Origin of the sequence: Bacillus sp. ZY-1-1 (genome assembly GCF_003047165.1) — a bacterium.
Classification (GTDB): Bacteria; Bacillota; Bacilli; order Bacillales; family Bacillaceae; genus Bacillus; species Bacillus velezensis.
In genome coordinates, this window is the sequence record NZ_CP027061.1 from 3,580,777 (window position 1) to 3,593,558 (window position 12,782).

The window sequence follows — 12,782 nt, forward strand, 5'->3', positions numbered from 1 at the left end:
ACTTTTTTAATTGAGAATCAATATCAATGAAAGTATAACACATATTGAGGAGCAGTGTTTATTCATTTCTCATCTTGCGGGAAAGGAGTGATTCAGAAGTGAGGTTCTGAGATTGATAAGCGGGAAGGTATTAAAACTGAAACCAGTACGGCGACTGGTTTCTTTTTTATCTCTTTTTCATCAGCATGATATCGAGATACAGCTGGCACCTTGTCCTGAAGTCGTTTAAATTAATTGATGTCATGTCAAGAATCTGTTTGATGCGGTAGTTCAATGTGTTTTGATGAATAAAAAGCTGTTCTGCGGCTGGTTTTGTTTTGCAGTTATTGAGGAGATAGATTTCTAACGTTTTCAGCAGTTCGGTGCTGCTTTCTCTGTCTTTGGCTTTTAATAACGCTAAATCATCGTTTACATATTCCAGTGAGGCGTTTTTTTCTTCGATGCTTTCAAGATAGCGGTAAATCCCGAGCTTACTGTATTCGTACGGGATATTTTCCTGGTTTCCGGTAATTTCGGCAGCCTTTATGACTTCAAGGGCTTCTATATAACTTTTGCCGAGCTTCAGGATGCTGCTGTATTCATTGCCGATTCCGATATAGATGGGAGTGGGGATCTTCTGAAAGTGAAAATGAGTCAGCAGTTTGTGGATGAATTCAGATGCTGCCGAAGTGCCGGAGCTTTTTTGCGAGAAGCTTGCGACGACGATGACAATATTGGAATCAATGGTTAAGACGTGGCTGACTTTATCCCGCAAATTCAAGTACGATTTGATATTTTCCTTTACATCTTCGACTGCCTCCCCATCCCCATTCGCGGCGTGCAGGACGACTACCGAAAAAACCGACGGCAGCACGGCGTTCATCTTTTCCGCTTCCCGCCTGAACTCCTTTTCAGAGGAGAATTGCTGAAAGATCGCCCGTTTCACCAGGTCTTCCGCTCTCTCTTCTTTTTCCTGTTTCAGCCGGTTCGTTTTGTAGATGATTTTTCCGACATGGAATGAAGTTTCATATAAAAAATCAAGCTCCTCGTCCGTCAAGTTTCGGTCGAGCTCCTGAATCCAGATGTAGCCCATCACTTCCCCTTTATGTTTTGCGCTTACAACCACTCTCTGATTCAATCCGATACTGTCTATTTTTTCGACACGGAACGGTTCAGGAACGGTTTTCAGCTTTTCGATCACCCCGTCCTTCAGAAACCTTTCAAAAATCTGCACGGGGCATTTTTTTGAGAATATCGTCTGCTGGTTGGCGGAGTCGAAGTGATTAATGTAATAAGAATTATAGGCAAGCAAAAAGAAATCCGCGCTTTCCAGAATAACGGGCTTCTGCAATTCATAACTGATGAAATCAATTAATTTATCAATGTCCGTAAATGAAAAAACTCTCTCTAAAAGCTCTTCCATACCTATTTCTCCTATGCTCTTTTTATCTTTATCATACTCTGAGGGGTGACTTTTTGTATAGAAAAAAATTCATATACTCCCAAAACGGAATGATCCGAAAGCCTGTATCGTGAAAAGAGGAAAAAGGGCGGTCCCTTCTTCCTCTCGTTCCTTGCTTTTATTGAGAAAGTGTATCACGGTAGTCATGAAACTGATCTGTGACATCTTTTGACGGAGCCTGTGTCAATAAGCTGACGACAAATACAGCTGCAAGGCTTACAGCAAAGCCCGGAATGATTTCGTACAAAAAGTCTGAAAGACCGGCATTCGCCCAAATGATTACGGTAATCGCTCCCGCAATCATGCCGGCGAGTGCCCCCCATTTCGTCATCCGTTTCCAAAATAAACTGAGCAGTACGACCGGCCCGAATGAAGCGCCGAATCCCGCCCATGCATAGCTGACAAGACCAAGTATCGTGTTGTTTTTCTCCCAGGCGAGCACCAAAGCGATGATTGACACCGCAAGCACTGCCATTCTCCCCAGAAATACGAGTTCCTTATCAGAAGCTGAACGCCTGAACATGGACTTATACAAATCCTCTACTAAAGAACTGGACGTAACGAGCAGCTGAGACGAAATCGTACTCATAATGGCCGCTAAAATCGCAGAAATGAGAAATCCCGTAATAATCGGGTGGAACAGAATGCTGCCGAGCTGAATAAAAATGGTTTCCGGATCAGCCAGCTTCAACCCGCGCTGGTGGTAATACGCGATTCCCGCAAGACCCGTAAACAGCGCGCCGAGTGCAGACAAAATCATCCATCCCATTCCGATCCGTCTGGCGCGTTTGATCTCTTTCACAGATGTGATCGCCATAAAACGCACAATAATATGCGGCTGCCCGAAATAGCCGAGCCCCCACGCAAATAAAGAAATAATGCCGAGGACGGTCGTCCCTTTGAACATATTAAACAGTTCCGGGTTGACGGAACGGATATCGGCAACGGTTTCCCCCGGGCCGCCCGTATGGAAAATCGTCACAATCGGCACAAGAATAAGCGCCGCAAACATAATGATCCCTTGAACAAAGTCCGTCCAGCTTACCGCCAAAAAGCCCCCGAACAAGGTGTAGGCGACAACGACGCCTGTCACGACCCACAGTCCCGTGTGGTAATTCAACCCTAAAATGCTGTTGAATAAGACACCTCCGGACACCATGCCGGATGATACGTAAAAAGTGAAAAAGACGAGAATGACGAGACCCGAAAACAGTCTGAGAAGCTTCGTATGATCACCGAAACGGTTTTCAAGGAAACCCGGAATGGTGATGGAATTCCCCGCTTTTTCGGTATACGTTCTCAGTCTCGGCGCGACGAAAAGCCAGTTCGCCCACGCCCCGAGCACAAGCCCGATCACAATCCAAGCGCCGCTTAATCCCGTTGAGAACATGGCGCCCGGAAGCCCCATCAAGAGCCATCCGCTCATATCCGCCGCCCCCGCGCTGAGCGCTGTGACGGCAGGGCCTAAAGAACGCCCCCCGAGCATGTAATCCGTCAGATTTGACGTCCGTCTGTAGGCGAAATAACCGATAAACAGCATGCCCGCCATATAAATACAAATGGAAATAATCAACTGAATGTTTGCTATGGCATTTCCTCCTCCGCTTTATATGTTTATGGTGAAATGGACACCCCCCGCGAGGAGGATGCCCATTCAGTCCCTCTTAAAACATTTCACTGATTGTTTTCGCCTGCATGTGGAGGGCCAAATAATCCGGGCCGCCCGCTTTTGAATCAGTGCCGGACATTTTGAAGCCTCCGAACGGATGGTAGCCGACAATCGCTCCCGTACAATTGCGGTTGAAGTACAGGTTGCCGACATGGAATTCCTGTTTCGCCCGTTCAATATGTTTGCGGTTATTTGTAATGACCGCGCCTGTCAAACCGTATTCAGTATTGTTGGCCACTTCCAGCGCTTCATCAAAGTTTGATACTTTAGAAAACGCCACGACCGGCCCGAAAATTTCTTCCTGCATGAGTCTGGCTTTCGGATCAAGGTCAGCGAAGATCGTCGGCTTGATAAAGTAGCCTTTTGAATCATCTCCGGTGCCGCCGCTTACTAAACGGCCTTCTTCTTTTCCGATTTCAATGTAGCTCATGATCTTGTCGTAAGAACCTTGGTCGATGACAGGTCCCATATACACGTCAGCGCTGTCAGGGCTTGCCGTCACTTTTGATTCAGTGATTTCGATGACGCGCTCTAATACTTGATCATACACTTTTTCATGGACAACTGCACGTGAACCTGCAGAACATTTTTGTCCAGCGAAGCCGAATGCTGATGTAAAGATGGATTGAGCCGCCAATTCAATGTCCGCGTCCTCATCGACAACAACCGTATCTTTACCGCCCATTTCAGCGATAACACGCTTTAAGTGCTGCTGGCCCGGCTGCACTTTCGCCGCGCGTTCGAAAATTCTCGTACCGACTTCACGTGATCCCGTAAACGTAATGATGCTTGTTTTCGGGTGATCGACGAGATAGTCTCCCACTTCCGCTCCGCTTCCCGGCACAAAGTTGACAACGCCCTTCGGAAGGCCTGATTCCTCAAGCACTTCTACGAATTTCGCCGCGATGACCGGTGTCGCGCTTGCCGGTTTAAGAACGACCGTGTTGCCCGTTACGATCGGTGCCACCGTCGTTCCCGCCATAATCGCAAAGAGGAAGTTCCATGGCGGAATGACGACCGTTACGCCGGTCGGTGTGTAGACATATTGGTTCTTCTCGCCTTCGCGGCTGTTGACCGGCTTGCCTTTTGCCAATTCAACCATCTGGCGCGCGTAGTATTCCATAAAGTCGATGGCTTCCGCCGTATCCGCATCAGCTTCATTCCAAGGTTTTCCGGCTTCCTTGACGAGCAGGGCGGAGAATTCGTGCTTTCTGCGGCGGACTTTGGCAGCCGCGCGGAACAAAACGGCCGCTCTTTCTTCAGGGGATGTGTATCTCCACTCTTCGAACGCTTTCGCAGCCGCTTCAATCGCCTGCTCAGCGTGCTCCTGGGACGCCTTTGACACTTTTCCGACGACTTCTTCTTTGTCTGCAGGGTTAATGGATACGATTTTCGCTTCCGTCTCTACCTTTTCACCGTTGATGACGAGCGGATAATCTTTTCCCAGATACTCATTTACCGTCGCAAGCGCTTTCTTAAATTCTTCAACGTTCGATTGATCTTGGAAATTCGTGAATGGTTCGTGTTTATAAGGTGTAGTCATTGTCATCTCTCCCTTTTTTACTTCTTAGTCATTCCTTTAAAGGCGAATGCGATGTTTGAGGGGCGTTCGGCGAGCCGTCTCATGAAATAGCCGTACCAGTCATCCCCGTAAGGCAGGTAGACTCTCATGCGGTATCCTTCTTCCACCAGGCTGAGCTGGGTTTGCGAGCGCATGCCGTACAGCATCTGAAACTCAAAACGGTCGTTTGGAATGCCGTGCTCTTCGGCAAGCTGTTTTGTAAACTCGATCATTTTGTCATCATGCGTGGCAACTGCCGTATAATGTCCTTTTAAAAGCTGTTTGCGGATGAGTCTTTTATAATTTTCATCGACGTCGCTTTTTTCAGGATAGGCCACCTTTTCCGATTCTTTATAGGCTCCTTTGACAAGCCGCAGAAACGGATTCAGCGGGCTGAGGTCATCAAGATCCTTCTCCGTTCTGTACAGATAAGCCTGCACCACGGTGCTTACATATTCATACCGGCTCCGGAAGTCTTTAAAGATATCCAGCGTTTTCTGGCATCTCGTTTCATCTTCCATGTCAATCGTCACCATGACTTTATGTTTTTCAGCCGTCTGGAGGATTTTCGTCATATTTTCATAGACGAGATCGAGATCTATATCAAGACCTAAAGACGTCATTTTTAATGACACTTGGGAATTCAGCTGTTCATCAGCAATTAAGGCGATGGTCTGCATGCACTCCTCGGTGCGTTCTTTCGCAACGTCACCGCTGTTGACAAATTCCCCCAAATGATCGACAGTAACTGACAGCCCCTGGCTGTTCAAATGTCGGATTGTCGGGATAGAACTGCGGAAATCCATTCCTCCGATGATTTTGCCGGCTGCCACACGGCTTCCCCAGCTTCGCGCCATCTTATTGAGAAAGCTGCTCTTGGATAAAAATAAGAAAAAATCTCTTGTAATCACTTCCAACCTTAACACCCCGCAATCTAAGAAGTATTTGTATGAGTCTATTGTAAATGGACAAAACATCCTCTCACAATATTCTAAAAATACAAAGATTCTGATAAATTTTTGTGGTTTTACCACAATCAGCTTCTTAGATAGCAGGCGGATTATGCCGAAAAAAGGCGGACGGAAATGACGGCAATCGTCAATTTCCGCCTTTTTCCCCCCACGCCTCTTCGACGGTCTGAATCAATAGCTGATTCAGTTCCTCCGTTATGTCAGGTTTCGGTGTTTTGATCGTTTTGACATAGTGCCCGATGCGTTCTATTTCTTCTTCTATAAAACCGTGAATGATCGTATTTCTCGGTTCCGGAGCCAGCTCCTGACCGCTTTTTTTCCTTGTAAGCAGTGTATTGATTTCAGAAATGAGCGCTTCATCCGTCAATAAGGCATCGGCCAGTACGGGAAATGACATCGGCGGTACGGAGCCGAACGTTTCAATCCATCTGCAGGCAAGGAGAGGACGCAAAACATAAAAATACTTTTTAATCTTCACTTCACTGCCCTGCAATTCCGTTTTTTCATTCCGTTTTGCCATATTGAGATAATGATAAATGCCGGCTTCAGGCGAAAAGGCGCGGATTTTCAGTTTTCGAAGCTTTTCAGCCGCTGAGAAAGCTTCATAATAGATCATCTCAGAAGAGAGCCATTCCAAAAGAGGCGGATTTGATTTTTTAAAAAGCCGCAGCGCTTTTCTCAGTTCCCAGCCGCTGATGTCAAGCATGTCATGAATCGGCTCTTCTATGACATCCCTATGCGGTTCGATCGAAAAGTACCATTCTTTTTTCGGCACATAGAGAAACCGCACATCGTAGTCGCTGTCGCTTGACGGAAATCCCCATGCGCGGCTTCCTGATTCTACGGCGTAAAGCACCTTGACGCCGTGCTGTGCTTCAATTCGTTTTAATTCTTCGATGATCCTTTGTTTCATCTGTATCCGTCCTTTTCCGTGATCATTCCTGAAAAAAGCCCAAGTACTTGGGCTTTTCGCTGTCGGTCAGCCTTTCAGATGCGCTTTCAGAAAGGCCAGCTTTTCCGTATGGAAAGAAGGTATGTATTCATGTCCGAAATATCGGTACACCTTCAATTCTTTTTCCGTTTCCAGATGATTGTAAGCGGCAAACACCGTCGACGGCGGAGTCACGCGGTCAATCAGCCCGATGGACATGAGCACCGGAACTTTTACGCGGTCCGCCAGATTCATGATATCAAAATAGGCCAGTGTATTCATCGCGGCCTTCTCCGTTTCAGGGCTGCCGTTCTTTCTGAAAAAGGAGTTAATTTCAAGATACGGCTCATCAAGAGCGACATCAATGGCCCGCTCAAAATTGCTTAAATAAGGATAATCGGCCGCAACCGCTCTCGGAATGTCAGATAGTGCCGCCGCGGCGATTGAAAGTCCGCCTCCCTGGCTCCCCCCGATGACGGCGATTCTCGTCTCATCCACTTCATCAAAGCCCCTGATGACTTCCAAAGCCCGGACGGCGTCTAAGTACACGCCGCGGTAATAATATGTATCTTTATCTAAAATCCCTTTCGTCATCCAGCCGGGAACGTGTCCGTGCGGTGAGACGCTTGTATCTGTGCTGCTGTGCTGACCGCGGACAAGCATGCCGAACGCGGCATATCCGTGAAGCGCCCAATTTACGATGTCATGTATATCCCCGTCATAGCTCGCGTTATAGCCGTGATATTTCACGATGGCCGGATGCGGTCCTTGCCGGTCGGGAACGGCGTACCATCCCTCAATTTCCGCCTTGCCGAAGCTTCGGTATGTCAGCCGGAATACTTTCACGCCGTCAGCCGGGTAGCTTTCAGCCGTCAATTCAGGCTTTGCCTCTACCTTTGCAAGCTCATGTAATGATGATGCCCAAAAATCCGAAAAGTCATGAGGAGCGGTTTTATTTGGTTTATAGGTTTGCAGTTGGTCGAGCGGCAAGTCGTATAATTGCATATCCGATTATTCTCCTTTGTTTTATAAGATTTAATTTTCTGACTCTATCTTAACACGATTTTACACTCATTTTCTAAACATTTTAATAAACGTTTGTTTAAAAGAAAACAAAAAAGCCGTACGCTCACAGCGTCACGGCTCTTTTTACATCGGCTGATACAGATCCCAGCCGATTTTTAACGTTTCTACGATATAATCGGCGATTTCTTCTGGTTCCAGATTATCCGTCGCCACTTTTGAATTATGTTTATCATAGATGCTTTGGCGCTCGTTAAAGAGCTGCTGCATTTCATCCATGGAACGGTTATGCAGAACGGGACGGCTTTCAATCAGCAGGTCAGCCCGCTGCTTCCAATTCTCCCATGATAAATCAAGATGGAGCACGAGACAGTTTTCAAGGCAGCACTGTCTGATTTCCTCTTGTTTAAACGAACCGCCCCCAAGCGACACGATCTTGAATTTCGTATTGCGGCAGATATCTAATATATAATCCTTTTCGGTCTGACGGAAAAAGGCTTCACCTTTTTTCTCAAACATTTCAGGGATGGACATATTGAAATCTTTCTCAATCTGCAAATCAATATCAATGAAGTCTCTGTATAATTTCTTAGCGACCAGCTGGCCGATTGTTGTCTTTCCGACACCCATGAATCCGATCAGTACGATGTTTCTTTCTCTTACGGGAATGGCACGTTTTGCGTTCATCTTCGGCGAAATCCTCCTAAGAAATGAAAAAGTTATGTTTATTATATGATAACCCAATATTGAAATATAGAGATAATGCAATGAAAGAAAACCCATCCTTTATAAGAAGAGATGAGTTTTTCTTTCTATCGGAGCGTAATGCGTTCCACCTTTCCGACAATGAAAATATAAGAAAATGCCCCGATAAATGCGACAGCGCCGACAAACAGAATCGCTCCGTTATATGAACCGGTCGCAGAAACGATAAACCCGATGATAAGCGGGGTGATAATGCCGGCCATATTGGCGAAAAAGTTAAACACGCCTCCTGCCAATCCGATTGTTTCGCTTGGCGCCACCTCACTCAGCATCGTCCAGGATATATTGGACATGCCCTGCGCAAAAGAAGCAATGGATAAGATCGTCAAAACCGCAGGAGCAGAATCCGTAACATTCGCGAGCACGATGGAGCCTGTCAGCAGAAGACCGAGGATGACGGGGGTTTTCCGGGCAACGTTCACCGACACGCCCCGTTTCATCATTCCGTCAGACCAATATCCGCCGAACAATACGCCGAAAAAGGCGGCGATATACGGGATTGATGCGGCGAAGCCGACTTTTAAGAATGCCATGTGCTTTGCCTCCGCCAGATAAGTCGGAAACCATGTCAAAAAGAAGAACAGCGTGGAGGCTACGGCGAATTGACCGATATACAAGCCGACAAGCTTGCGGTATTTAAGAAGCTGGACGAAATCCCGCCACGTGATCCTGCCGGCTGATTCAGACACCTCTGTCAGTCCTCCGCCTTCTCTAATATAATCAAGCTCTTCCCGGTTCACTTTCCGGTACCGATTCGGCTCGTGATACATTTTGAACCAGAAAACGGAGAAAACAAGCCCGAGCACGCCTGAAGAAATAAAGACGGCGCGCCAGTCAAATGCCGTTAACACCCAGAATAAAACCGGTGTGGCGAACGCCAGTCCCACATATTCCCCCGCCGTATAAACACCCGTGGCAAAGGCGCGTTCCCGCCTTGGAAACCATGTCGTGACAATCCGGTTGTTTGCCGGAAACGCAGGCGATTCAGCCAGCCCGATAATCAGGCGGCAGCCGAATAAAAATCCGAAACTGGCTGCAAAAGCCTGCACTCCGGTGAAAACAGACCAGATCATTAAAGAAACGCCGTACGTCCGTTTTGACCCGAATTTGTCCAAAATGAGCCCGCCGGGAATCTGCATACCCGTATAGGTCCAGCTGAATGCGGAAAAGACGACGCCCAAAAGCGCGGGGCTTATGTTCAGCGATGTCTGAATGGACGGGGCGGCGATGGATACACTGGCACGGTCTATATAATTAATCGCAGTGATAAAAAACAAAAGAAACAGTATCACATAACGAGCGCGAGTCGGTTTATTGCGGACGGGACTGAAGTCCGTCAGCTCCGTTTCATTTTTCAATGGCTTCTCCCCCCTTACTCGAATGAAATTAATTGTACAACACTTCGGTCAATTATTTAATACTTTGACGCAAAAAAGCGCTAAACAATTTGTGCACCGCACTGACACTCCGCTTATAAAAGTGTCTGCCCTTTTCACCTGTTTATCCGTATCTCACCCGGGGAAAAGTACACATATGATAGACAGTTACGGGAGGATTACCGATGAAACTGAGTTTTTGCACGACAGGATTTAAAAAAAAGCATATTTTCGACATCATTTCTTTCGCGAAGGAGCACTCCTTTGACGGAATCGAACTGTGGTACGGACACGCTAAACAATATATAGAGGAAATCGGCCCGCTCGACAGGCTTGAACAGCAGCTTCAGGAGGAAGGCCTCGGGGTGCCTGCCGTCAGTTTGTACACTGACTTCGCCGCTCAGGATGAAAGGCAGGCATTAAAGGATGTTCAAGGGGCATTAAGCGCGGCACGACAGCTGCACAGCCCCTTGATCAGAGTCTTTGCCGGCAATCTTCCTTCGCATCGGACGTCACCGGAAAAGTGGCAACGTGCGGTTGATCAATTTCAGCAGGTAGCACGGCTCGCAGATGACTATGAAGTCGATATCGGGCTTGAGATTCATTACGATACGTACGCGGATACACCGGAGGCGGCACTGGCATTTTTGGAGGATGTCGGACATCCGCGGGTCCGCACCATTTTTGACGGCTCCAACCTACACGTCAATCACGTTGACCAAATGTCCGCTTTAGAAAAGCTGTATCATACCGTCAGCCATATTCATCTGAAAAACTATCACTGGAATTTTGACAACTGGTATCTCAGCAAGCCAACTCCGATTTTTCAAGGAGATCTCGATCAAAAAGCATTTTTAAAAGAGCTGATGAACAGACAATATGACGGCTTTGTTTCTCTTGAGTATTTTGGAGAACATGCCTTTACGCATATAAAGGAATCACTCCGGGAATATACGTCTGTTTTTTCCCGCTGACTCTTCGATCGAAGGGTCTTTTTTTTGTATCATATAGAAAAAGGGGGATATCATGATGATCATTTGGATAAATGGGGCTTTCGGTTCCGGAAAAACACAAACAGCGTTTGAACTGCACAGAAGACTGAAACCGTCTTACGTATATGATCCTGAAAAGATGGGGTTTGCGATGCGTTCGATGATACCGCCGGATATCGCTGAAGATGACTTTCAAAGCTACCCTCTGTGGCGGGAATTCAATTACAGCATGCTTTCCTATTTGTCAGATACATATCAGGGCATCATCATTGTGCCCATGACCATTACGAACGATCAATACTTCCATGACATTATCAGCAGGCTGAGACAGGATGGCCGGACCATTCACCACTTTACCCTGCTGGCTTCAAAGGAAACATTGCTGAAACGCCTGCGCACCAGAGCGGAAGGAAAAAACTCCTGGGCCGCAAAACAAATCGACCGCTGCATCAACAGCCTGTCTGATAGCCTCTTCACAGAACATCTCCATACAGACCAAATGTCTATTCAGCAGGCCGCAGAAACGATCGCTGCCCAAGCAAATCTGCCTCTTGAGCCTGATTCGAGAGGCAGCCTTCGAAGATTCACCGACAAATTAATGGTGAAGCTGAATCATATCCGTATCAAATAAAAAAGCGTTTTGAAAACATGTCCCTGACCCATGCAAATGGATCAATAAATAAAAAGTCCCTCCGAAGAGATGTTTTTTTCAATTTAAGAAAAAAATTTTAGAAATAAAGGAGGAATTATATGGATAATTGTCTAATTATTAACACTGTAATACATTTCATTTGAAAAGGGAGTGTTCGAAATGAAATTCAAAAAAGTGTTAACCGGTTCTGCGCTGTCTCTTGCCTTACTGATGTCTGCCGCTCCTGCCTTTGCCGCATCACCAACAGCATCCGCATCCGTGGAAAATAGCCCAATCTCAACGAAAGCAGATGCCGGCATTAATGCCATCAAACTCGTTCAAAGCCCTAACGGCAACTTCGCTGCTTCTTTCGTTTTAGATGGAACAAAGTGGATTTTCAAAAGCAAATACTATGACAGCAGCAAAGGGTATTGGGTAGGAATTTATGAAAGTGTAGATAAATAAAAACGATAAACAATAACCTCCCTTTCAAAAGGGAGGTTTTTTCATTCTATTTCCACCAATCATCAAACATTGATGCCGGCACCTGGCGCTTGTGCTCCGTACTGAGGTAGCGTTTTTCCAGCGCCTCAATCACTTCGGAAGAAACATCCTTGCCTTCTAAATAATCATCAATGTCATTGTATGTGATGCCGAGTTCGGTCTCATCCGTCTGCTGCGGTTTTTCATCGAGCAGATCGGCCGTCGGTAATTTCAAATACAGGCGTTCCGGCGCGCCGAGTTCTTCTAATAAACGTCTGCCCTGGCGTTTCGTTAATCCGGTCAGCGGCAGCAGATCAGCTCCGCCGTCACCATATTTCGTGAAGAAACCGGTCACCGCCTCGGCCGCATGGTCGGTTCCGATGACAAGCAGCCCCTCTTGTCCGCCGATGGCATATTGAGCGATCATTCTCATTCTGGCTTTTACATTTCCTTTGTTAAAGTCAGACAGCTGATCGCCCGTGTCTTTTTTATACTGATCAGCGAACGCGCTGACAGCGGACTTAATATCAAATGTCCATGATTTATCAGGTTTAATGAATTTGAGCGCCAATTGGGCGTCATCCTCATCTTGCTGTGTGCCGTGCGGAAGACGGACGGCGATAAATTCCGCGTTTCCGCCTTCTTCTCTGATGCTTTCAGCCGCCAATTGGGCGAGGCGTCCCGCAAGCGTGGAATCCTGCCCCCCGCTGATGCCGAGCACAAAGCCTTTGGCACCTGTTTTTTTCAAATATTGTTTCAGAAAGTTCACTCTGTCCTCAATTTCTTGTTTCGGATCAATTGAGGGTTTTACATGGAGATCATTCATAATTTGTTTCTGGATGCTCATCCCAATCACTCCTCCTGCATTGTTTCTTTATGATTCATTTCCCGTTCATACTGAAAATGAATCATGCCACTATGTACGACTCTTTGTTAAAT

Annotated in this window: 12 protein-coding genes; 3 read left to right on the plus strand and 9 right to left on the minus strand. The window is 46.7% G+C overall.

Going from position 1 to position 12,782, the window contains the following annotated elements; all coding sequences use genetic code 11:
• Positions 1 to 166 precede the first annotated feature (166 nt).
• The 8 genes from C5I45_RS17890 to C5I45_RS17925 form a co-directional block, all read right to left on the minus strand.
• On the minus strand, positions 167 to 1,402 hold the full coding sequence (locus C5I45_RS17890; protein ID WP_003156600.1) for a proline utilization transcriptional regulator PutR: 1,236 nt from the start codon (positions 1,400 to 1,402) through the stop codon (positions 167 to 169).
• A gap of 157 nt (positions 1,403 to 1,559) precedes the next feature.
• Complete coding sequence (gene putP / locus C5I45_RS17895) at positions 1,560 to 3,014, minus strand: sodium/proline symporter PutP (protein ID WP_024084869.1); 1,455 nt, start codon at positions 3,012 to 3,014, stop codon at positions 1,560 to 1,562.
• 91 nt (positions 3,015 to 3,105) lie between these two features.
• On the minus strand, positions 3,106 to 4,653 hold the full coding sequence (gene pruA / locus C5I45_RS17900) for an L-glutamate gamma-semialdehyde dehydrogenase (protein ID WP_003156602.1): 1,548 nt from the start codon (positions 4,651 to 4,653) through the stop codon (positions 3,106 to 3,108).
• Positions 4,654 to 4,670: 17 nt separating this feature from the next.
• The gene (locus tag C5I45_RS17905; protein WP_088037528.1) at positions 4,671 to 5,582 is read right to left on the minus strand and encodes a proline dehydrogenase family protein; all 912 of its coding nucleotides are present in this window, start codon (positions 5,580 to 5,582) and stop codon (positions 4,671 to 4,673) included.
• A 187-nt stretch (positions 5,583 to 5,769) separates the two neighbouring features.
• On the minus strand, positions 5,770 to 6,555 hold the full coding sequence (locus C5I45_RS17910) for a nucleotidyltransferase domain-containing protein (RefSeq protein ID WP_003156605.1): 786 nt from the start codon (positions 6,553 to 6,555) through the stop codon (positions 5,770 to 5,772).
• 66 nt (positions 6,556 to 6,621) lie between these two features.
• Positions 6,622 to 7,578, minus strand: coding sequence for a cephalosporin C deacetylase (gene cah / locus C5I45_RS17915; protein ID WP_107994551.1), 957 nt, complete (start codon positions 7,576 to 7,578; stop codon positions 6,622 to 6,624).
• Between the two features lie 144 nt (positions 7,579 to 7,722).
• Positions 7,723 to 8,283, minus strand: coding sequence for a shikimate kinase (locus tag C5I45_RS17920; protein ID WP_003156609.1), 561 nt, complete (start codon positions 8,281 to 8,283; stop codon positions 7,723 to 7,725).
• A 125-nt stretch (positions 8,284 to 8,408) separates the two neighbouring features.
• Positions 8,409 to 9,719 (minus strand): MFS transporter, encoded by a 1,311-nt coding sequence (locus C5I45_RS17925; protein ID WP_032857845.1) that lies wholly within the window; start codon positions 9,717 to 9,719, stop codon positions 8,409 to 8,411.
• A 203-nt stretch (positions 9,720 to 9,922) separates the two neighbouring features.
• On the opposite strand from C5I45_RS17925, the gene C5I45_RS17930 reads away from it, so the two are divergent.
• The 3 genes from C5I45_RS17930 to C5I45_RS17940 all read left to right on the plus strand — a co-directional run bounded on the left by C5I45_RS17930 (position 9,923) and on the right by C5I45_RS17940 (position 11,825).
• On the plus strand, positions 9,923 to 10,711 hold the full coding sequence (locus C5I45_RS17930) for a sugar phosphate isomerase/epimerase family protein (protein ID WP_057080009.1): 789 nt from the start codon (positions 9,923 to 9,925) through the stop codon (positions 10,709 to 10,711).
• A gap of 55 nt (positions 10,712 to 10,766) precedes the next feature.
• Complete coding sequence (gene tmrB, locus C5I45_RS17935) at positions 10,767 to 11,360, plus strand: tunicamycin resistance ATP-binding TmrB (protein ID WP_003156615.1); 594 nt, start codon at positions 10,767 to 10,769, stop codon at positions 11,358 to 11,360.
• Positions 11,361 to 11,540: 180 nt separating this feature from the next.
• Complete coding sequence (locus C5I45_RS17940; protein WP_003156618.1) at positions 11,541 to 11,825, plus strand: antimicrobial peptide LCI; 285 nt, start codon at positions 11,541 to 11,543, stop codon at positions 11,823 to 11,825.
• A gap of 46 nt (positions 11,826 to 11,871) precedes the next feature.
• On the opposite strand, the gene nadE is transcribed toward C5I45_RS17940, so the two are convergent.
• Entirely contained in the window at positions 11,872 to 12,690 is an 819-nt protein-coding gene (gene nadE / locus C5I45_RS17945; protein WP_007409061.1) for an ammonia-dependent NAD(+) synthetase, read from the minus strand.
• Positions 12,691 to 12,782 lie beyond the last annotated feature (92 nt).

Coding starts and splice junctions, on each gene's coding strand:
- C5I45_RS17940 (WP_003156618.1), top strand. CDS start 11,541: ATGAAATTCAAAAAAGTGTTAACCGGTTCTGCGCTGTCTCTTGCCTTA.
- C5I45_RS17910 (WP_003156605.1), bottom strand. CDS start 6,555: ATGAAACAAAGGATCATCGAAGAATTAAAACGAATTGAAGCACAGCAC.
- C5I45_RS17930 (WP_057080009.1), top strand. CDS start 9,923: ATGAAACTGAGTTTTTGCACGACAGGATTTAAAAAAAAGCATATTTTC.
- pruA (WP_003156602.1), bottom strand. CDS start 4,653: ATGACTACACCTTATAAACACGAACCATTCACGAATTTCCAAGATCAA.
- cah (WP_107994551.1), bottom strand. CDS start 7,578: ATGCAATTATACGACTTGCCGCTCGACCAACTGCAAACCTATAAACCA.
- tmrB (WP_003156615.1), top strand. CDS start 10,767: ATGATCATTTGGATAAATGGGGCTTTCGGTTCCGGAAAAACACAAACA.
- nadE (WP_007409061.1), bottom strand. CDS start 12,690: ATGAGCATCCAGAAACAAATTATGAATGATCTCCATGTAAAACCCTCA.
- C5I45_RS17890 (WP_003156600.1), bottom strand. CDS start 1,402: ATGGAAGAGCTTTTAGAGAGAGTTTTTTCATTTACGGACATTGATAAA.
- C5I45_RS17920 (WP_003156609.1), bottom strand. CDS start 8,283: ATGAACGCAAAACGTGCCATTCCCGTAAGAGAAAGAAACATCGTACTG.